At 62.4% G+C, this 20,302-nt stretch carries 15 protein-coding genes; 1 reads left to right on the top strand and 14 read right to left on the bottom strand.

Annotation, left to right across the window (positions count from 1 at the left end; genetic code table 11):
- The 4 genes from CupriaWKF_RS07110 to CupriaWKF_RS07125 are packed head-to-tail and all read right to left on the bottom strand — an operon-like array spanning position 1 to position 3,340.
- Entirely contained in the window at positions 1–462 is a 462-nt protein-coding gene (locus CupriaWKF_RS07110; protein WP_276100270.1) for a chromate resistance protein ChrB domain-containing protein, read from the bottom strand.
- A 34-nt stretch (positions 463–496) separates the two neighbouring features.
- The gene (locus CupriaWKF_RS07115; RefSeq protein WP_276100271.1) at positions 497–1,087 is read right to left on the bottom strand and encodes a Fe-Mn family superoxide dismutase; all 591 of its coding nucleotides are present in this window, start codon (positions 1,085–1,087) and stop codon (positions 497–499) included.
- A gap of 18 nt (positions 1,088–1,105) precedes the next feature.
- Positions 1,106–2,308 (bottom strand): chromate transporter, encoded by a 1,203-nt coding sequence (locus CupriaWKF_RS07120; RefSeq protein ID WP_276100272.1) that lies wholly within the window; start codon positions 2,306–2,308, stop codon positions 1,106–1,108.
- Positions 2,309–2,365: 57 nt separating this feature from the next.
- Positions 2,366–3,340 (bottom strand): chromate resistance protein ChrB domain-containing protein, encoded by a 975-nt coding sequence (locus CupriaWKF_RS07125; RefSeq protein ID WP_276100273.1) that lies wholly within the window; start codon positions 3,338–3,340, stop codon positions 2,366–2,368.
- A 280-nt stretch (positions 3,341–3,620) separates the two neighbouring features.
- Here CupriaWKF_RS07125 and CupriaWKF_RS07130 point away from each other — a divergent pair, with 280 nt between their 5' ends.
- Positions 3,621–4,676: a DMT family transporter gene (locus tag CupriaWKF_RS07130; RefSeq protein ID WP_276100274.1), complete on the top strand. Its 1,056-nt coding sequence runs from the start codon at positions 3,621–3,623 to the stop codon at positions 4,674–4,676.
- A 102-nt stretch (positions 4,677–4,778) separates the two neighbouring features.
- Here the strand turns inward: CupriaWKF_RS07130 and CupriaWKF_RS07135 are convergent, their stop codons facing one another.
- The 10 genes from CupriaWKF_RS07135 to galU all read right to left on the bottom strand — a co-directional run bounded on the left by CupriaWKF_RS07135 (position 4,779) and on the right by galU (position 19,284).
- Complete coding sequence (locus CupriaWKF_RS07135; protein ID WP_276100275.1) at positions 4,779–5,498, bottom strand: flagellar brake protein; 720 nt, start codon at positions 5,496–5,498, stop codon at positions 4,779–4,781.
- 357 nt (positions 5,499–5,855) lie between these two features.
- Complete coding sequence (locus CupriaWKF_RS07140) at positions 5,856–10,112, bottom strand: cellulose biosynthesis protein BcsC (RefSeq protein ID WP_276100276.1); 4,257 nt, start codon at positions 10,110–10,112, stop codon at positions 5,856–5,858.
- Positions 10,097–11,239 carry a cellulose synthase complex periplasmic endoglucanase BcsZ gene (bcsZ, locus tag CupriaWKF_RS07145; RefSeq protein WP_276100277.1) on the bottom strand — a complete coding sequence of 381 codons (1,143 nt, stop codon included), beginning with the start codon at positions 11,237–11,239 and terminating at the stop codon, positions 10,097–10,099. The genes CupriaWKF_RS07140 and bcsZ overlap by 16 nt, the downstream gene beginning before the upstream one ends.
- Before the next feature lie 80 nt (positions 11,240–11,319).
- The gene (gene bcsB / locus CupriaWKF_RS07150; protein WP_276100278.1) at positions 11,320–13,635 is read right to left on the bottom strand and encodes a cellulose biosynthesis cyclic di-GMP-binding regulatory protein BcsB; all 2,316 of its coding nucleotides are present in this window, start codon (positions 13,633–13,635) and stop codon (positions 11,320–11,322) included.
- Between the two features lie 95 nt (positions 13,636–13,730).
- Positions 13,731–15,944, bottom strand: coding sequence for a UDP-forming cellulose synthase catalytic subunit (gene bcsA / locus CupriaWKF_RS07155; protein ID WP_276100279.1), 2,214 nt, complete (start codon positions 15,942–15,944; stop codon positions 13,731–13,733).
- The gene (gene bcsQ, locus CupriaWKF_RS07160; RefSeq protein WP_276100280.1) at positions 15,941–16,714 is read right to left on the bottom strand and encodes a cellulose biosynthesis protein BcsQ; all 774 of its coding nucleotides are present in this window, start codon (positions 16,712–16,714) and stop codon (positions 15,941–15,943) included. The genes bcsA and bcsQ overlap by 4 nt, the downstream gene beginning before the upstream one ends.
- A 7-nt stretch (positions 16,715–16,721) precedes the next feature.
- The gene (gene bcsP / locus CupriaWKF_RS07165) at positions 16,722–17,159 is read right to left on the bottom strand and encodes a cellulose biosynthesis protein BcsP (protein WP_276100281.1); all 438 of its coding nucleotides are present in this window, start codon (positions 17,157–17,159) and stop codon (positions 16,722–16,724) included.
- A 49-nt stretch (positions 17,160–17,208) separates the two neighbouring features.
- Positions 17,209–17,664 (bottom strand): cellulose biosynthesis protein BcsD, encoded by a 456-nt coding sequence (gene bcsD / locus CupriaWKF_RS07170; protein ID WP_276100282.1) that lies wholly within the window; start codon positions 17,662–17,664, stop codon positions 17,209–17,211.
- A 117-nt stretch (positions 17,665–17,781) separates the two neighbouring features.
- Positions 17,782–18,018: a hypothetical protein gene (locus CupriaWKF_RS07175; protein WP_276100283.1), complete on the bottom strand. Its 237-nt coding sequence runs from the start codon at positions 18,016–18,018 to the stop codon at positions 17,782–17,784.
- A gap of 369 nt (positions 18,019–18,387) precedes the next feature.
- Complete coding sequence (galU, locus tag CupriaWKF_RS07180) at positions 18,388–19,284, bottom strand: UTP--glucose-1-phosphate uridylyltransferase GalU (RefSeq protein ID WP_276100284.1); 897 nt, start codon at positions 19,282–19,284, stop codon at positions 18,388–18,390.
- Positions 19,285–20,302 lie beyond the last annotated feature (1,018 nt).

The raw sequence follows: 20,302 nt of genomic DNA on the forward strand, positions 1-20,302 counted from the left end.
TCACGCAGGCATTCTTGGCGGCCACTGATGCGTTTCCGCCTGGCAGCTTTGACACCATGCATAGAGCGCGTCATACATCACCATGCCGTGCTCGAGCATTTCGTGGTCGTCGGTGAACACGTGGGACAGCCCCAGTGAGATGGCATAGAGCCCGCCCGACTGCGGTGTCAGGTCCAGCCGGGACGTATCCGCGCCGCGCACGATGCCCGCCATTTGCTGCAGGGCCGGATCACTACCGAGGTTGTACTTGTCGAGAAACGCGTCAAAGCTGCAAAGCTCGCCCACATGCGTCAGCTCGACACCCGGGATGTCATAAGGAATTGCGCCGGTCTCGCTGGCGATGCGCACGACGTCCCCGCTTGGCACATACAGGAAGTCCGGTCTCTCGTCGATGAAGCGTGCGATGAGCCACGGACAGGCGATACGATCGATCTTGGGGCGTTCCCGCGTAATCCACTGCATGAGAGCCTCCGTTCGTTTGACAGGGTGCGTCGGACTATCGTTCTACAGCGGCCAGGCGCTCGGCAACGCGTTCCCAGTGGATGTTCTGCATGAACGCATCCACGTAGGCCGCTGCCTTGGCGCCGTAGTCCATATGGTAGGAGTGCTCGTACATATCGAGCGCGAGGATGGGCGTGGCACCCGCAAGCGTGTGGGCATGATCCGACGCCCACTGGTTGACGAGTCGCCGGTCGCGTGGCGAGTAGGTCAGCAGCACCCAGCCCGAGCCGCCGCCAAGCGCCTTGCCCATGGCCGTGAACTCAGCCTGCCAGCGCGAGACCGAGCCAAAGTCGCGTTCGATGGCAGTCCTGAGATCGCCTTCCAGCGGACCGCCATCACCGAGGCTGTCGAAATACACCTCGTGCAGGATCATGGAGTTCGCGGCAATCAGTTCCTCCCGCTTCAACCCATTGAGCACAAACACAGGGACGGTCGCCATATCCAATGCGGCAAGCTCGGCCGTGATGGCGTTCAGGCGCTTCACCGCGCCCCCGTAGTTGTTTTCGTGGTGGCTGATGATCAGCTTTTCGGACAGGCCCGGCAGGCTCGCCGGATCGCAAGCCAGCGGCTTCGTCTGGTAGGTCATGGGATCTCCCGTGGCGTTTCAGTGATGCAGCAGCGGATAGGCCACCAGCCCAATCAAGGCGGCTCCTGCAACAATCATGGGCTCGGAAAGCTTCTTGAATTTCAGCAGCAGAGCCACGGTAACAAGGGCCAGCAGCGCAGTCGGGATATCCACGATCGAACGCTTGGCCAGCACGATGACCGCTCCCGTGATGGCGCCCACGGCCGCGGCAGTGACGCCATCCACAAAGGCCAGGATGGCGGGCAGCTTGCCGTACTTCTTGAAGTAGGGGGCAGGCAGGATCGTGAACAGGTAGCAGGGCAGGAAGGTGCCGGCCGCCGCCACGCAGGCGCCAGGCAGCCCCGCGACCAGGTAGCCGATGAAGCCAACGGTGATCACCACGGGGCCGGGCGTGATCATCGCCACGGCCACCGCATCCACGAACTGCTTGTCGTTCAGCCAGTGAAAGTCCGTGACCACGCCACCGTACAGGAATGGCACGATGGCCAGCCCCGAACCGAAGACGAAGGCGCCGGCCTTGGCAAAGAACAAACCGATCTGCCAAAGGAGTGGCCAGTCCAGGGTACTCAGCACGCCGCTTGCCGCCGGTAACGGCGTCGCCGCCAGGGCATTCATCTTCCCCTGGCGCAGCCACTTGGGCGGGGCGCGCCAGAACCAGACCAGGACGCCGCCCGCAAGGAAGAGCCACGCCACCTCCGACTCGGTGATGACCGTGACCGCGGCGAGGACCAGGTAGACAAACCACAGCAGCTTGTCCTTGCCCACGCTCTTGTTGGTCAGCTTGTAGGCGCTGATTGCGATGATGCCGATTACCGCGGCGCCTACGCCGTAGAACACCGACTGCATCCAGGTCAGTCCGCCGAAGCGCACGTAGGCCCAGCCGAGCGCCACCACCATCAGGAACGAGGGCAGCACGAACGCGATGCCGACCAGCGTGGCGCCCAGCACGCGGTAGTGCACATAGCCGAGGTAGATCGCCAGCTGGGCTGCCAGCGGCCCCGGTGCGAGTTGCGCCAGCGCGAGGCCTTCCTTGTAGTCGGCATCGGTGATCCACTGCCGCGCATCCACCAGGTCCCGGTGCATATAGCCGGCGAGCGCCACCGGACCGCCAAAGCCGAGGGTGCCCAGCCGCAGGAAGTACATCACCAGTTGCCGCAACGTGTAACCAGCGTGTCCGTGCGGGGATTGGTCCGAGGTGTCGGGTGGTAGGGGCGAGTTCATCGTTTGTCTTGGGAAGGGGAAATCTGGGGAAATCTGACTCTGCTGAAGTGCAACGGCCTAGCGCTTGCGACTTCCGGAAAAATGCGTGTGGAGGGAGTCGAGGACGTGGCTGATTTCGTCGAGCAGCGCATCGTCATCGGGCAAGCGTTCACGCGCGCCAGCCAGCACGGCTTCAAAGCCAGTCGCCTCCGCAACCGGCGTACCGCCGATGTCCAGCACATGGACCATCTGGCCAAGGTGAACCAGTCCTTTGTCCTCCTCGAGCCCGAAGCTGGCGAGCAACACCTCGAAGGAAACGCGGTCGCCAATATGCGTGAACGTCGCCCCATCGAAGTCGAACCCGAGCACGTCGTCCGGGCATTGACGAACGTCGTCGAGCCAGAGGAAGGTGGCATGGGGGTCGATGAAGCGGCGGATCAACCAGGCACAGGCGACGCGGTCCACCCAGAGGTGCCGCCGTGTCGCCCAGCGTCGTCCCTGGTACTGGGCCGGGTCTCGCCGCGGGATGCTGCCCGCCACGCCGTGCGGCTCTCCCGGCGACAGCATGATGTCGACGGCCGCGTTGAAATCGCGCCATTGCGCTTCCGCACGGGCTGACGCCTCGTTGGGGAAAAAGTCGATCTTGCGTATCGCGTCGAGTCCCCGGCCGTGGCGGCGGGCAATGCGCAGCAACTCCGCTTCACCCGCGCTGCCCAGCGTTGCGCGCGCGCCTGAAAGCTCCGCCGTCCAGGCTGCGTATTCGGCCGTCCGGTCGAACAGTGCGCGATACTCGAGATCCTGCTGCGCATCGGTGGCCTGAACCGACAGAATCCAGACTTTGCCGTCCTCGCCGGCCGCGTCGTCGGCCAGGGACTGGAGCTGGGCACGGGGTCCCGTCAGGTTGGGCAACAGATAGGCACCATCGCGCAGCGCTGCGCCGCCCAATGACTTGATGCCGCGCCACAGCCGCATACGCGGCGTGGCTGCCGACGTCGGCAGGCTGACGACCAGCAGCAGCCAGGCGGTTTCGGGGAGCGATTGACGAGCATTCATGTGCCCAGCTTAGCTGGTCGTAGTGGCTGCTTCAATGTTGTAGAAACCTCTACAGCTTCTGATTCGATGCCGCGAGGATGCCTCATGGGTCACATTTATTACGTCTTCATTTATTGCGTCTTCCGGTAGCTGCCTCGAAATACGTGGACCGTGGGCTGACTGCTGCCGGCCATTTGTGGCATGGTGCTGAATTGCCAGGCCGCCGGCGAACCGGGACCGCAAGCCGTGCTGGAAATCTGAGTTTGCGAGTCCGGGTTCGCCTCATCCCTGTGATCCGTCCATGTCCATTCGTACCGCATCCCCGGCATTACTGGCAGCCCTGCTGTTCGGCGCAAGCACACCGCTGGCCAAGGCGCTGACCGGATCCGTAGCCCCGCTCCTGCTGGCGGGCCTGCTATATCTTGGCAGCGGCATCGGACTGGCGTTTGTCCTCGCAATCCGAAGAATCTGGATGACGCCTGATCCGGGTGGTGGTCACGGCGGCATTCCGCGCGCGGAGGTACCGTGGCTGATTGGCGCAATCGTTGCGGGAGGCATAGCGGGACCGGCGCTGCTGATGACCGGGCTCGTCTCGACCAGCGCCGCTTCGGCATCGCTTCTGCTGAACGTGGAGGGCGTGTTCACGGCCGTCATCGCCTGGGTGGTGTTCAAGGAAAACGCCGACCGGCAGATTGTCCTGGGGATGATCGCGATCGTGGCTGGCGGCTTGCTGCTTTCGTGGCAGCCGGGCAGTCTGCAGATGTCGCCCGGCGCTTTGCTGATCGTTGGCGCCTGTCTATGTTGGGCGATCGATAACAACCTGACCCGGAAGGTCTCCAGCAACGATGCGCTCCTGATTGCGTGCCTGAAGGGGCTGGTCGCGGGGCTGTGCAACACCGGGCTCGCCCTGATGCAAGGAGCGGCGCTTCCACCGGTCAGTGCCGCGGCGGAAGCGTTGATCGTCGGATTTGCCGGGTACGGTGTGAGTCTTGCCTTGTTCGTGGTCGGATTGCGTGTGTTGGGGACAGCTCGAACCGGGGCGTATTTCTCCGTCGCGCCATTGTTTGGCGTCCTGATCTCGTTTGTGATCTGGCCCGAGGTGCCGGGCCTGGCGTTCTGGTTTGCCGCGGCGCTGATGGCCTTGGGCGTGTGGTTGCATCTGCGCGAGCGGCACGAGCACGAGCATACCCATGAGCCACTGGCGCACAGCCACTCGCATCGGCACGACCAGCATCATCAGCATGAGCACGACTTCCCATGGGATGGCAAGGAGCCCCACAGGCATTGGCATGAGCACGAGGTGATGGTGCACAAGCATCCGCATTATCCGGACGTGCATCATCGCCATTCTCACTAGGGAAACGCGATCAATGAGGTCGGCGAGTAGCGGTGTAGGTAAGCGCGACCATAGTGTGAGAGAAGAGGACCAAGCGTATTAGCGTATTAGCGTATTAGCGTGTTAGCGTGTTGCCACGGCGGCGCCTGCTCGGCTTGCCATTTCGAGCTGGTAGACGAGTCGCTGAAGAAAGGTTCTCTGCAAGGGGGAAATCGATACGAAGGTACAGCCAATGAGGTGGAGCGTCTTGTCGTGACGGCGGATGAAGCCATGTCCTGCAGTCTGCAGCCACACTTCCATGGCACCATGAGCGCCAAAGTTCAGGTTGCATTGAGGCATTGTTGTGCCCGCCGGTAGCTTCTCGGTGAGAGGATCTGTTGAACTCAAGCCGACACCACTCTGCGAAATATTGTCGATTCCCAATGTGAGCAGGCGGCCGTCCGACGCTTGAACCTTGCACGTGAAGTTCAAGCTTGGGCTGATCTGCGCGCGGGGGTGCTGCCGTCGTTCGGTGAACACAAGATCGGAGGGGAAATCTGCTGCGCAGGCAAGTCCTCCCTGGTAGCTGATCGTGCGCGGATTTGCGATGGCAAACCGAATGGATGTGCCGCGCAGCATCGCTTCGAAGGTGACTTCTCCCGAGGATAGAAGGAAATCTCGCTCGGATGATGTCCGACAGCCCTCCAGAACATAGGTTCGCGTAAGAGGATTTACCTGAAGAATGGTGGTCGTTAAGGTATAGCCGCCTCGTCCATGAAGGCGACCCGTGCATTGAAGCCAGGCCAGATCCTGTAGCGCAAGACTGACTTGCGATGGCTGAATAGGTTGATTAGGCGGACTCAATTCAGTTCACTCCGAAGATCTCGCGTGGCGGGGCAGTGTCGAACGATCCCTCAACGGCAGCGATTGGCGATTCTGTACCCCCATCTAGTGGGTGGGGGTCCGTCCTGCAAGATGAGCAAGCAGGTCGACTGGCGACGGGACAGGATGCGAAATTTCGGGGCAGGGCTTTTGAAAATCTCGTCAGCCGTGGAAATGACAGGCGGTTTCCGCGAAATGCGGTCGAGGGGTTAAGCCCGGTAGAACAGGCGCAGTTGTTCCACATTGCGCGCAAAGGAGCCGCGCCCGAACTTCTTGACGGCAAGCAGGTAGGAGCCGCCCGGTAGAAGTGCTTTCGATCTCAGCAAAAATTCATCCAAATCAGAACGGCAGTGGCGCAACGGCCGAGCGAGGCGGTACCGGGGGGAAGCCGATCGGATCTGTCTGCCGTTGCAACGCATATCGCACGTACATGCCGGCGTACCACTGGCGGTAGTCGCGTGCGTTGTCGATGCCTAGCAGTCCACCGACGAACAATTGCTGTGCCGCCTGGTATTCGACGGTACCGACCAGGTTGTAGGCAATGCCGGTTTTGGACTGGCCGGGATACACCGCCGAATTCAGGCTGGTCAAGTTGTTAGCCTTGGCCAGCGCGACGGCAGCGTTGGCCGCAGCCTGGGCGTTGGCATCCGTCGGAAAGTACGGCGCATCGTTTTCATGAAATGCCTGAAGGCCCAGTGCACCGCGCATATGGTAGGACAGTCGGCCGCTACGCCCCTCCAATGCCAGCGGCACCGTCACGGAGAAGTATGTCTGAGGGCTGAAGTAGCCGCCATGGCCGAAGGTGAAGTAACGCAAGTTCTCGCTGTAGCCCATCGACGTAAAGTTGATGCCCGACGTGAAGCGCTGCGTGTCGGAGTCGATCAGTTTCATGTAGAAGCCGCCGCCGCCTTCCCATTTGCTATTGCGAGCAACATCGTGGCCAGTCAACACGCTGTATCCGCCATAACCGTAGATGCCGAAGGCGCCGTCGCTCCAGCCAAGTTCGGCACGGCCGCCGCTGGCCATCACGCCGCCCCACGCTAGGCCTGAGCGCTCGTCGCGCGCCCCTGCGTAGGACAGCAGGCTGTCGGTAACCGGCCGGCGCGATGCGGTCATGCCGAGCGTGGTCCGCTGCGTTAACGGCAGGTTGACACGCGCGCCGGCGTTCACGTCGGTGTATCGGAAGCCAAGTGGCGTGCTGCCGATGTCCACGCCAAAACGGTCGGTGTCATATGCCACGCCCACGGCCACACCAAATGCACTTTGCGATCCGGCCGACGTCGACTTCAGGTTCTGACCGAACAAGTTCTGGCTGGTGCCGGGGACGGCCCAGCCCAGCGGACCGGCGCCGAATCGACTGCCGTTGTTGAAATCGGTGCCGACATTGCCGGCATCCAGCGCCACCGGTGTTACGCGTGCCACCAGCTTGCCGTCGCCGACGGCGAACTTGGCCTCGCTCACCACTTGCAACTCCGTAAGTTGACTCATGCCGGAGTCCCCGTTCCGGCCTCGAAGCATGGGGCCGCCGGCGCTCGTGCTGGTGCGCTGCTGCTCGATCTCGCGCAATTCTTCGCGTGCGGTCCTGGGACCAGCGGGCAGGGCAGGCGCATCGGCATCCGCTAGCCATGGTTCGCGGGCTTGGGCGCCCAGCGGTCGCTGTGCCGGCGCGGCGGCGTTGGCCGATGTGCGCAGGTCAGGGTGGGCATATGCCTGCGGGTCGGCATAGCCTTGCGGCACGGGAGCAGGCGTGCGGCCAGAGAGGGCGGGGCGTGCCGCCGTTCGCCCGTTGGCGATGCCGCCACTTGCCGGCAGGTACGACACTGGCGTCGCGATGGCACCAGCACTCATCGCGGAGTTGGTTGGCGATCTCGCCACTGTTCCGACCGGCTGCGGAATGTAAGGCTGGTCCGGTGCCGCAGCGGCAAACTGGCGCACCGGCGCAGGCACCGTCGCACTCGCCGTGGGCACGAGTTGATAAGGTGTGTAAGACCCGGAGGGTGGCAAGTCGGACGCCTGGCGCTGGCCCGGCAGGCCGACAAAAGGGTTGGCCGGTACGCGGTCGAAGGCGCTACCGGGCTGGGCGCCGGTACCCGCCAGGCGGCCTTCAGCGGTGACGGCAGCGCGGAAGTATTCGGCCGCCTTGGCATTCTTGCCCTGAGCCTTGTAGAGTCGGCCAGCTGTCGTCAGTACGTTGACCGAGTCGGGGGCCTGCTGCAGCGCTGGTTGCAGCGCCCGTTCGGCCCAGTCGTATTCCCTGGCGGCCGTGGCAGTACCGATGGCGGCCAGGCGTAGGTCCAGATTGCGCGGATCCTTGGCAAGCACGCTTTCGTACAACGCCAGCGCCTTGCCATTCTCGCCGGCCTGCGCATACATGCGGGCGAGGCTGGCACGCACTGACGGATTGCCGCCGCGCTCGGAGAGTGCCACGGCCAGTGTGTCGTAGGCGGCCACGAGATCGCCGGCCGCCGTCAGGGCGTCGGCTTGCCGAACGATATAGGCAATGCGGATGTCGTCATAGCCGCGCCGCTGCTCGGACGTCATGTCCGCGTTTGCGAGTTGGCGCAACACGCCGGCCAACTCCATGTCTTGCTGCGTTTTGAGCAGGACAGCGGCGTACTGAAGCTGCATGCCAACGTCGGGTAGCCCCGCGCGGCGCATTGCGGCGCGCATCAGCGACAGGGCATGCGCGCTATTACCCGCGTCGGCATAGGCTAGCGCGAGCGCCCCTGTCAATTCGACGTCCTGCCCAGCATAGCGCTCGGCGTGTTGCAACACGCCAATGGCGGCGGGCTGCTGATCGGCTGCCGCAAGTTCGCTGGCGCGGCCAGCCTCGGCGTGGACCCACAGACGACGCTGAAGCTTGCCCATGTCGTTGCTGCGCTGATTGGCGGGAATGCGCTCGAGGAGGTCAAGTCCGCGCTGCCAGTCGTTCGATTCAGCAGCCGCGAGGGCGCTGGCAAACAGTGCGTCCGGCTCGCCTGGCGCGGACAACAACAGGTTGTCCATGACACCGCGGGCCTGGTCCTTCATGCCCATCGCGATGTAGTGGCGCGCGACTTCAAGCCTTACCCACGGATTCGTCGGGTCGTTAGCCATTGCGTCCTCGAGGAGCCGGCGCGCTCCGGCCGAATCCCCTTGCCGCATGGCCTCTTGCGCCTGTATGCGTGCCTGGTCGGCACGCATCCTGCCAAGTGGTGCGAGTTGTTCGCGCTGCACCGGCGTCATGCGCTCGACCAGGGCCAGCGCCTCAGTGTTCTTGTTCTGCGCGACCAGAACGTTGACAAGCCCGCGCATCGCGTCCGCATTGGCGGCCTGCGCCGTCAGTACGCGGCGGTAGGCAGCCTCCGCGGCCGCATATTGGCGGGCATCTGCCTGCAGGTCGGCCAGCGCCACCTGGGCGGTGATTTCATTCGGATCCAAACGCTGAGCTTGCTCGAGCAGGTGGCGCGCCTCGGTCGAGTTGCCCGATGAGCGCTGGGCGGCGGCACGCTGCACCAGCTGCCAGTAAGTGGCGCTATTGCTGGCTTGGCGGTAACGGTTACCCGCGCCGTGCCGCGACGCCTGCGCGAAATAGTCAACAGCCTCGGCGAATCGCTGTTGCTTCAGCCGCAGCACGCCCATCCCGCCCAGGGCATCGGCATCGTTGGGGCGTTGTGCGAGGGCGCTCTGAAAGTGGTCGGCAGCGCGCTCGAGTTCGCCCGCGTCGAGCGCGGCGAACCCCTGCTGTACGATGCCGCGCCCCGGATCTGTCGGCGCGGTGCTGTTTGCTGGCTTGGGTCGGGCATCCCCCAGCTTCGCGCGGATGGCGGCGTCGTCCGGATGCGTCGCCAGCCAGGCCTGGTAGAGCGGGGCATCGCTGGGGCGTGTACCGAGCCAGTCGAGTGCGCGGCGCCAGCTGTCGGTGGCTTCCTTGCCCACATCGGGTCGCGTGGCAAGGCTTTCGAGCCGGCGGATCCCTTCTTGCCGAGTGTTGTCCCGGTAGGTCAGGTGCTGCGCCAAGGCTAGCTGCGCGCGCGCATCGGACGGATTGGCGCGGGCGAGCCGCTCCAGGCCCGCGCGTGCTGGCGCCCAGCCTTGGGCAGTGCCACCAAGGGTCTGGTAATACTCGAGGGCAAGGTCGCCTTGGGGCGCCTTGCCGCCTGCGACCTGCTCGTAGCGCTTGATCGCCTGCTCGGCCTGTCCGCTTTGCGCCAGTTGGCGGGCCTGCTCGAGCTGTTGCTGCACGCCCGCTGAGCCGCCTTTGGCGATCTGGTCGCGAAGCTCACTGACAAGGGGCGAACCCGGCGCTGCCTTCTGGAGCCGTTCCAAATAGGTGCGGGCCGACTGCACCCGCCCCGCCTGGAGTTCGGCAATGCCCATTCCATACAAGGCGTCAGGCTGCCCCGGATTCAGGCGCAACAGCTTTCCCCATACCTCGGCTGCACGATCCTGGCGGCTGCGCGCTTGCCAATACCTGGCCTGATCGACGAGAGCCTTGGTGGCGTCGTCTTGCGCGCCGCTCGACGTGGTGAACCCGGTTAGCAACGCCAGCATCAGCGCCTGGCATTGCTCGCGCCGGCGCGAAGACAGGCGAATCGGGATTATTCGCGCGGGCATGCCTTGTCTCCGGTCTTGTCCTGCAACCACGCTAACTCCAGTTGTCCAGATGGGACGAAGTGATAGTAACCGTCGGCATGGCCGAGGCCGAACAGGCCGAGGACGGTGTCATAGTAGTTTTGCTTCGCGGCAGCATTTGTCACCAGGCCTTGTGCCCGACTACGCTGCGCAGCCGCTTCCGGCGATCCGGATGCAAGGAGAAATGGCACTAGCGCGGCCGAGAAACCGAGCGGTCCCTCGCCGCTGAATGCCCCGCTTACGGCGTGCATGTTCTCAGGCGGCGCGGACCGTCCATGCATCCGTTGGGCAACGGGGGCAAGCATTTTCATCAACTTGCGTGCAGCGGCGTCGCCCCCGGGGGTAATGCCAGCCCAGAGGTAGACGCGGACAGCATCGTAGCTACTGATGTCGCCGCTGTCCGGATCAATGATCCACTCGGGCGGCTCGCCTGGCCTGACGCGATAGGTCGACCAGTCAGGCACGATGCCATGCACGGCAACCGCCTCTATCAACTTGGGAACCTGTTCGGCCAGCGCGCCCCACGGGCCAGCGGGGTCGAAGGCGGCTAGCCGGCGCAGCAGCGGGACGGGCAGGTAGCTGGCATTGACGCGCCACTCGCGAGAGCCGTCCGCATTGGCCAGGACGAAACCTTGCGGGCCGGGCAACAGCATGGGACCGAAGCGGGGCAGCGTGACCACCTCGTACTTTGCCACCTGTCGCAGCAATGCGCGTGCGGCTTCAGCATAGGCCGGCGCGTTCCACACCCGCGCTGCTTCGGCAAGCGCATAGGCATACCAGAGATCCGCATCCGAGGCAGAGTTGGTATCGATCACGCCCCACGAGCCGTCATCGCGTCGGCCCCAGCGCCACGCGGGCAGCTTGTCGACGAGGGTGCCGCCGCCAAGATGGGCAACGCTCCATCGCCATGCCTTGTCAAACGTGGCGCGGTCGTTGGCGATCAAGGCAAACAGCATGGTGTAAGACTGGCCTTCAGATGTGCTGTGCTGCTCGCGCACGGACAGATCGATCACGCGCCCGTCGTCCTGCACGAAGCGGCTGAGAAACTGTTGGTAGAGAGGCCATGAACATGCGCGGCGCGGCGTTTGGGCGCCGGCGCCGGCCGGCAACAGCGGCGCCAGCGCGCCGACGACACTGAAGGCCCCTGCGCCGAGCAGCTTGCGACGGCGGAGATTCTGGCGTGAGCGTGTCATGCCTGACCTGCTTTGCGCCGTTTGGCGCGGCCGCGAAGCATCAGAAACAGCGTGGCGCCGAGCAGCGGCGTGGCGATAAGGAGCATCAAGACCATCGCATACGGCCGCTGCGAAAGCCACCAGTGGACGTATGTCCATGGATCAAGCCTGCCCACGTAGTAGCTCTGTTGCGCCGCGAGGCTGCTGACCGCCGTTCCGCGCACCAGCACAAGGCTGCCCTGTACCTTCGGCAGGCGATCGGCATCGAGCAGCATGTCAGTGGCGGTCAGCAATCCGCCTGGCGTATCACTGGTGATGGCGACGACGCTTCGACCGGCCGCCAGCGGCGACTCGAAGCCGGCAAGTGCCGCATCGGTGCCCGGGCTGCTGATCGACAGGCTGGCTTCGACAGGACGGTTACGGTTGCCATCGGCGCCATTCCACCAGCCCAGCAGGTCTGAATAGACCTCTGTCAATGTGAAATGCTTTCCCTCGCGAGCCAGCGACACCGGAATATGGTCGGCCCACTGCGACAGCAATGGCTGGTTCTGCGCGGTACCGATGACAAGCAAATCACGGTCCGCTGCCTGCTGCACGTCGGCCGGTGCGATGATCTTCACGCCGCTCGCCGGGTGGCCCGTCGATTCGCCCATACGACCCATCACGGTCAAGTAGGTTGAGTAGTCCTCTGCGGAAGGTTGTGACGGCAGCACAACCGCGGTTTCCGACAGATCCGCCATGCGCGTGAAAGGGAAACCGCTGTTGCCAAAGGCAGCCAGGTCGGGCAGAGCCATAAAGTGGGGCAGGCTGGAGATATCAATGGTCGAATCGGGATCGATCGCACCCTTGATATTGTCTACCAACGTGTCCTTGCATGCGCCTTGTTTCGGATAGTCGTAGTAATAGTGAAACTGCAGTTGCGACTGGGCTGGCACCATGAACAGCGGCAAGTGGAGCGTCTGCTGCTGCGGCACCGAGCCGTCCGGGAGTACGCGCGCGACCAGTTCGGACACCTTGCCGCCACTGTCCTTCAGCGAGCGCAGCGGGTAAGCGCGCAGGAACTGGCTATTGACGTTAATGTTGAGGGTCGACTTGTCTTGCGTCGGCCGCGGGGTGTAGCGGTAGCGCAGGTCGATGGGGATACCGCGCGAGCGCCAGCCGAAAAGATCGGGCGGCAGGCGGAAGCTGACGCGCACGAGGTCCGGCTGGTAGCCGGATACATTGAGTTGTTCCCCTGGTATCAGCTCTCCGAAGCGTACCGGGCGGTCGCTGCGCAACCAGTTCGGCGCGTCGTAGGGCTTTCGCGGCGCCACGTTATGCAGCCCGGTAATGGTGGCTCGCTGACCCGATAATGCCTTGGCCCCGAGCGCAAGGGCGCGTGCGGCGGTCTTCAGTTCTGCGCTGTCGCGGCCCATCACGAGAAGGAGCTTGCTGCCAGCGTCATTGGGATTGGGCACAATGGCAACCGTCGGACCGTCGAGCTGAGGCAGCCCGATCCCGGCCGGGCGCTCTTGCTGCGTGGCAAATACCACCCCGTTTCCGCTACCGGGCAACTCGTTGAGTGTCACGGGGAACGAGGCGCCACGGTATCCTGCCAGCCCGCCAAACCATGAAGAGACCGCGCCGGCCGCCTCAAGCGTGGCTGCAGACGGCGATCCGGCAAATATAAATGGCAGCCTCAGGCGCCCGATGTCGCGGCGATCGAAGAATGGCAGGGGCAGCAGGGCCAGGTCATTGGCAAGCGCCCCACGGGTTACGGTCAGTTCCAGCACGCTTGCGTTACTGACGGTCGCCCACAGGCTGGAATGGAAGGGATCTTCGCAGTCTGCGGTGTAGTGACCGATCAGTTGGAGATTGAGCCGGTTGAACTCCGTGATCAGTCGCGGCTCGAGGATCAGCTCTTTCTCCAGGAGACTGCCGCCTTGTTCTCGCGGCACGGGCACGGTTTGCGCGACCTCGCCGTTGATCATCACGTTGATGTGCGATAACTGGGGGAGCAGGGCGGGGGAGTAGCTATAGCGCAGCTTCAGTCTTGCGCCGGTGACCACCTCGTCCGCGCGCACCGAGAATGGCACGCCATTGATGCCGTCCACGCCGCGCAACTGAAGCGGTTGGTCCGCGCCGAGCTGCTTGAGCGTCATGGACACGATGCGGCTACCCGGACGAGCCGCCGGTGACACGGACACCACCGGCGGCAGGGCGGTCGTGCCCGCGGCTGCGCTGGCTGCGGGGCTACGCGACTGTGCCTGCGCGCTGGCGGCGGCACAAGCCGAGATCATCGAAATGACGCAACGGGCAAGCAGGCGGCGGACCGGAGTAGACGGCGTCATCATTCAGGGAAATTCCTTGCTGCCGGGAAGGGAAGGGTCGACACATTCAGTCGTAAGGTGTAGCACTGGGAAGCAATCCGGATACCGCGATACCGCCCTCAGCTACGGGCCATGCTCTTGCGATGTATGAGCCTGCGCAATTCGCGGCCGAGATGGAACGCCACGTTGCGAAAACCGAGGATACCGATCTGCATGATCTGGCGTAGCGCCAGTCTCGGCGCGTCGTGCCGCTTCGCGCCCCAAGAGGTGAGCCATGCATCGGCGCGGGAAAAAGTGCATTGGATAAAGGCCATTTCCTGCGCGACGGTCATATCCTCCAGCCTCAGGCCGGCATGGTCCTGGCCCCGAAATACCACCGTGGAATTGAATGCGTGTTCCGCGTTTTGCAGATAGAGCGAGATGCCGAGGCGCTGACCTATGTCCACTTTCACGTCATCGGGCAGGCGAATACCTAAACCACCTTCGGCAAAGTCCACGGTCTCGCAGACAATGCTGCGCCCGTCCGCGAACCGAAGCGTCGCCGGTAGCGTCATGGCCACCCGATGCGCCTCGCGTACCTGCCGCGACTCACTTGCCACGGCGATGGACGCGCCGATGATCATGAGGTTGTAGACCGTCCACAGCAAGTTCAGTATCACCGTGGTCTGCTCGTTCGGCATTCCGCTGCTGCCAAGGACAAGCCGGCCAATTCCCAGCGTCAGCCCCAGCAGGTTGAACGCCAGCAAGATCAAATACGGCCGCGAGATGATCCAGTCAAAGTAGGCTTCTTCGATTACCCCACCCTTGGGAGTCACGTTGAACTTGCCCGCAGCAGGGTTGATGAACGCGACAAGTGTCGGCCGCATGATGTACCACGCGAGCACGGACTCGTAGACCTCATTCCAGAAAGAATGCCGGAAGCGGCCCTGAATGCGAGAGTTGGTCATGTTTGCGTGGAGCAAATGAGGCAACGCAAAGATGGCAATACTCAGGGCCGGTGCATGGATCACGTGGGCGCCGAACAACAGGTAAGCCAATGGCGCCGTCAGGAACACGAGGCGTGGTAACCCATAGAAGAAATGCAACATCGCATTCAGATAGCAAAGCCGCTGTGGTAGCGACAGACCTGGCCCGAGAAGCGGGTTGTCAATCCGGCAGATCTGTGCCATGCCGCGCGCCCAGCGGATGCGTTGGCCGATGTGCCCCGACAGGCTTTCGGTAGCCAGCCCCGCGGCCTGCGGGATCGCGAGATAGGCGGTGCTGTACCCAAGACGGTGCAGCTTCAGCGCGGTATGGGCATCCTCGGTAACGGTCTCGACAGCGATACCGCCGACTTCCATCAGAGGCGCTCGCTTGATGAGCGCGCAAGAGCCGCAAAAGAATGTCGCGTCCCAGAAGTCATTCCCGTCCTGTACCAGGCCATAAAAGAGTTCACCCTCGTTGGGCACGTCCTGGAAGGTATCGAGGTTTTTCTCGAACGGATCGGGCGAAAAAAAATAGTGAGGCGTCTGCAGCATGGCAAGCTTGCGTTCCTTCAGGAACCAGCCCATGCAGACTTGCAGGAAGGACCGCGTCGGGATGTGGTCGCAGTCGAAGATGGCAATGTATTCGCCGGTGGTGTGCTCAAGCGCCGCGTTGATATTTCCGGCCTTGGCGTGGCGGTTGTTGTCGCGAGTGACATGCGTGACGCCGACGTTCTCGCAGAACTGCCGGAACTCGTCGCGTCGGCCGTCGTCGAGCACATAGACGTTGATCTTGTCGCGCGGCCAGTCCAGGGACATGGCGGCGAAGACAGTTGGCTTCACCACCGACAGGGGCTCGTTGTAGGTAGGGATGAAAATGTCCACCGTCGGCCAACTGGCGAGCTCGCGCGGCATGGGCATGGGTTTGCGCTGCAGTGGCCATGCGGTCTGGAAGTAACCCAGAACCAGTACCACGAAGGCATAGAGCTCCGCCGCCAGCAGGCCTGCGCCGAAAACAAGGTCAAACCAGGAATCGAACGCAGTGGTCTCGGTAATGCGCCAGTACATGTAGCGGGCACTGGCAGCCAGCGACAAGACAACTAGCATTAATGTGGCAAAGTGGCCCTTGTGCCGGGACAACACTACGGCCATTAAGTAGCACGACAGCGCAAAGCCGGCCTGCTGCCAGAAATCCAGGGGTACCGTCACGACGATTAGTGACAAAGCCAAACCAAGCAGGAGCGCGAAGGCACGCACAACGGGACTTCTCCACGCGGCCAGGTGCAGGAACCATCGGGCGAGTGGCGGGTGCTGCCGAGGTTCGGCAAGTTCGAACTCTTGGTCGACCTTGGCTGGTTTATCGGATTTCATTGGGGGCTCGTTGCCTTACCCAGCAAATGTTGTTGCAGCCAGCTTGCACAGCGACGAATGTCTTCGCCGGCCTGGCTGCGAGGGCTATGGTCGACAATGGTGCGGTCATTGGCCAGCGCCTCGGGAACTGCCTGATCCTCGTGGATGACACCAATGGCCCCCTCGCCAAGCTGATCGCGAAGGACCTGCACAACGTCCTTGCTCAGTTGACGAGCCATATCCACCTGGTTAATGACGAGGGCCTGGCCAAGATAGTCGGGTCGGCGCTCGCAGTAGGTTCGAATCAGGTTTTCCATCAAGGGCAGGGCAGCGTATGAAGCCGGATCTGCGAGCGTCATGACCAGGCAAACGTGCGCGCACGACAACGCCTGCCGCATATAGCATGACGGGCCCGGTGGCGTGTCGATGATGACAATGTCGTTTTCCGACAGTCCGAGCTGGTCGAGCTGCCTTTTCAGCCAGTTAGGGTGGGTGGCCAGATGTTGTTCAAAGACAGCGAGATCTGCATCGTTCAAGCCGCCGAACGGCATCACAAGTGCGCGTCTACGCGCCCAAATGCTTGTAATCCAGCTTTCACCGGCAAGCGTCGCACGCGCGTGGCCCGTAACGTCCTGTACAGGCATGCCAAAGTGCAAGCGCAGCATGTTCTGCGGGTCGAGATCAATGGCTAACACGCGCTGGCCGGTTTGCGCCAGCGCGTCTGCGAGATTGGCCGAGAGCGTGGTTTTACCTACGCCGCCCTTGGCGGAGACAACTGCGACGATTTTCAATGGCGGCTTAGCTGCGCTTTAAGCGGTCGAGAAAGGAACGGCGCGACGGACTGCGTTCCGGCTGGACCGACGACGCAGGCTGACCCTTGAGGCGCGCAAAAACTTCGACCAGCGGTGTCGCGCCAGCCGGTACCGATCGAAGGGATGCCACCGCGGGAGAATCGGCGGTCATCACCTGAGGAATTTGCCCCTGCGGCGGCCTTGCTGCTGAATCCCTCGGCGGCGGCGCCTCGGCCTCCTGCGGCACAGTGGAGGTCACAGCCGCAAGGTCCGGCGCCTGCACTGGGGGAACGGCTGTGCTCCGGTCCAACAGCCGCAGGGATGCCAGCAATGGCCAACGCTGCTGGGCATCCATGGCGGCGTCCTCGCGCACAATTTCCCGATACGTTGCCGAATCACCGCTGAAGCGGCTAAAAAGTTTCGAAAGATCGTCGGACTGGTTCATGGCAATAGCTCTCAGCTTGGCAGCAAGGACCTCGGCAATTGCGGCCGTATCAACGCCCGAAGCGGAAATCGATGCTTCCGGTCGCATCAAATCGCGACAACGCTTTCACTTTCAGAGTGTCGGACGAACCAAGTGACTGGAACCAGTGCTGGTAGGCGCCTTGCAAGAAAACGGCCGCCCAGTGCACCGTGCCGTTTTGTGCCGAGGACAGCGGCGCGCAGTAGTGACGTATCAGGAGCGCCTCCCCGGCGTCATGAATGCTGGTCCACCCCCAATCAATGTCCAGCCAGATTTGGGCGATGGCGCGCTCCAGTTCTTCCAAGGTGACGCAGGACCCCGGGGAGAATTGAGCCGCAAAGCGGCCACCGACGCTAGTCATGAGCGCAAGCATGCCTTCCTCGCCGAGCTGCTCCGAAAGCTCGGCAGACAGGGCCTCAAGAAAATCCCGCCATTGCGTCGAGCAGTGCCGTTCAGAGAGGTATTGCAGTGCGGCGTCATCCACCATGGCTAACCCAATCACTCATTTGTTAAGCGCCTAAACGGTCTCTGACGGACAAGGTCGGCGCACGGGATCCATACACGTTTGGGGGCCAGCGAGGTCAACCCTGCTGCTTCCCTGGGCTCACGATTCCACACACTCGGTCCGGATTGTCATCTTTGGTTGCGTGTCCGATGCCGCTGCGCGGCCAGGCAACTGGTCGTGAAATCGCTGGCACTCCGCGTGGGCGTCATAACTGACTGGCAACACCGCCTCGTCCACATCTGTGCGATCGGGAGTCTTTGCCTCGAGACGGACATAGATCTGGCGCGAAATGATCGCCGCCACCACGACGAGGATCCCCGCGACGAGCAGTTTCAAGGCTAGCTTGCGCAGATACGGCCATTGCATGTCGGGACAATGATTCTCTAATCATTCATGGCTGTGCAGCCGGCAAATGCTGGCTTCAATCCGATCGCACGTTGCCACTATTTGACGTCGGGTTTATGGAAAAGAAAGAGGGTGTAGGCGAAAACGGGGACGACCGCCTGCACCTTTGGATTGGCAGCAGGGTCAGTCAGTCGGAGTTGCCGCCCGCCATTGTGCTGCATAGCGGGATCGGCAGTACCCCCTAAGAGTTGGGACAAATACTTCGAGGAAGACCCGCTGAGTTCAGAAGCGAACCGTGGAGCCCTTATGGTGGTGGAAGAGGTTGGGGGGCTCCCACCCGGACTCTCTCGAAGAGCCTCGTCAGGCAATCACGCAGTCAGCCAGCTGATGATCGCGCGTCTCCAGGTAGCTGCGGAAGTGCGCGCCAATTTCGGGGTGCTTGAACGCATACTCGACCGTCGCCTTCAGATAGCCCAGCTTGCTGCCGCAGTCGTAGCGCGTGCCTTGGTAACGGTAGGCCAGCACCTGTTCCTGGCTGAGCAGCGACTGGATCCCGTCAGTCAGCTGGAACTCACCGCCCGCGCCCGGCTTGAGGTCGCGCAGGTGGTCGAAGATGCGCGGGGTCAGGATATAGCGACCGACCACGCCCAGGTTCGACGGCGCCTTCTCCGGCGCCGGCTTCTCGATGATGTCCGACACCTTGATCACGCCTTCGCTCCACTCGCGGCCATCGATCACGCCGTAGGAACGGCTCTGTTCAGGGGTGATTTCCTCGACGCCAAGTATCGAGCAGTTGTAGTGGTTGTAGGCATCCACCATCTGCTTCATCACGGGCGGAGTGCCATCGATCAGGTCATCGGCAAGCATGATGGCGAATGGAGTGTTGCCGACTAGCTTGGCCGCGCAAAGCACGGCGTGGCCAAGGCCAAGCGCCTCGGGTTGGCGCACGTAGTAGCAGTCGACGTTGGCCGGCTTGATCGAGCGCACCACGTCCAGGAGCGCTTGCTTGTTCTTGGCTTCCAGCTCCACCTCCAGTTCGAAGGCCTTGTCGAAATGGTCCTCGATGGCGCGCTTGGATCGGCCGGTGACGAAGATCATCTCGGTGATGCCGGCAGCCATGGCTTCTTCCACCGCGTACTGGATCAGCGGCTTGTCGACCACCGGCAGCATTTCCTTGGGGCTCGCCTTAGTGGCCGGCAGGAAGCGGGTGCCAAGACCCGCGACCGGGAAGACGGCCTTGGTAACACGACTGCCCATATTGTGTTTTCCTTTGCGAATGTTTGATGAAATTGCGAAATTCTTTGAGTCGGAATTATGTCCGACGTAACCGAACTACGGAGGCGGGGTGTCCAAAACCGCGAATGTTTCGCTAATGCACATCGGAAAGGTCAATGACTTTCATGTAGCGATATCTCATATCCGCGCGGATTCAGAGTACGGACGAAGAAAGAGGGTGTAGGCGCGCAGGGTGAGCGCCTACACCCTTTAAGCGGTAACGGGGAGCTACCACGCTAAATTGTGTGGCATCGCAGCATGAGGGGTACCCCTCATCCGTTGGGATAGCACGAATATCGTTGCCAGCGCGTTTCGCTGTGGAACACGCCCAGCGCTACGCTTGGGGCACCGATCAGGAGGTCCTGGCCCAGATCGCCAAGGTCATCAGAAGGCCGCAATGGAAGCAAGTAACCTTCGACCCCGGCTGTTTGTCTTCAGAAATTTCCCCCCTTAAGCGTGGGCCCACCAACGCGGGGTAAGACTAGATTGGATCCTCATCAATAATTGCCCCCGGCAATCTGACCCTTTGCCATTCCCGGTTAGGGTGTAGACACTCCCTTCGTCTACACCCTACTTTTTTTTTGAGCCTGTGCGTCGAGGGACACAGTGAGAAGAAGCTAGCGGATATAGATCTGCTTCAGAAACCCGGGAAGCGAGGCTAGGTTAGCTCAAACTTCAGCTCGGAAAATCGAGCGGAAACAAACGGACTCGAGCACAACGGGACGGGCAATGACATGACAAGCTTTCCCACGCTCAAAGGAGCCAGTGATCTCGTTTCGGCTCGCTGTGCGATACCCCTACTTCTTTCGGGTCCACTCTTAAGAGGGGATAGAAAACTCGCTAAAAACGCCTTCTTCGCCTTGAAGACGTAGCCATTGGAGCCATACACTTCGCCGGTCATTCGCGAAATGCCGCAGTGCAAAAAGAGCGCGCAATCGCGCCCGGCAACAAGAAGCCATACCGCCAGGTTCAAATCCGTGGGCAGCGCAAACAAGCGGAA

The sequence above is a fragment of the Cupriavidus sp. WKF15 genome (assembly GCF_029278605.1).
In the GTDB taxonomy this organism is placed as follows: domain Bacteria; phylum Pseudomonadota; class Gammaproteobacteria; order Burkholderiales; family Burkholderiaceae; genus Cupriavidus.

Coding starts and splice junctions, on each gene's coding strand:
- CupriaWKF_RS07110 (WP_276100270.1), bottom strand. CDS start 462: ATGCAGTGGATTACGCGGGAACGCCCCAAGATCGATCGTATCGCCTGT.
- CupriaWKF_RS07115 (WP_276100271.1), bottom strand. CDS start 1,087: ATGACCTACCAGACGAAGCCGCTGGCTTGCGATCCGGCGAGCCTGCCG.
- CupriaWKF_RS07120 (WP_276100272.1), bottom strand. CDS start 2,308: ATGAACTCGCCCCTACCACCCGACACCTCGGACCAATCCCCGCACGGA.
- CupriaWKF_RS07125 (WP_276100273.1), bottom strand. CDS start 3,340: ATGAATGCTCGTCAATCGCTCCCCGAAACCGCCTGGCTGCTGCTGGTC.
- CupriaWKF_RS07130 (WP_276100274.1), top strand. CDS start 3,621: ATGTCCATTCGTACCGCATCCCCGGCATTACTGGCAGCCCTGCTGTTC.
- CupriaWKF_RS07140 (WP_276100276.1), bottom strand. CDS start 10,112: ATGCCCGCGCGAATAATCCCGATTCGCCTGTCTTCGCGCCGGCGCGAG.
- bcsB (WP_276100278.1), bottom strand. CDS start 13,635: ATGATGACGCCGTCTACTCCGGTCCGCCGCCTGCTTGCCCGTTGCGTC.
- bcsA (WP_276100279.1), bottom strand. CDS start 15,944: ATGAAATCCGATAAACCAGCCAAGGTCGACCAAGAGTTCGAACTTGCC.
- bcsP (WP_276100281.1), bottom strand. CDS start 17,159: ATGAACCAGTCCGACGATCTTTCGAAACTTTTTAGCCGCTTCAGCGGT.
- bcsD (WP_276100282.1), bottom strand. CDS start 17,664: ATGGTGGATGACGCCGCACTGCAATACCTCTCTGAACGGCACTGCTCG.
- galU (WP_276100284.1), bottom strand. CDS start 19,284: ATGGGCAGTCGTGTTACCAAGGCCGTCTTCCCGGTCGCGGGTCTTGGC.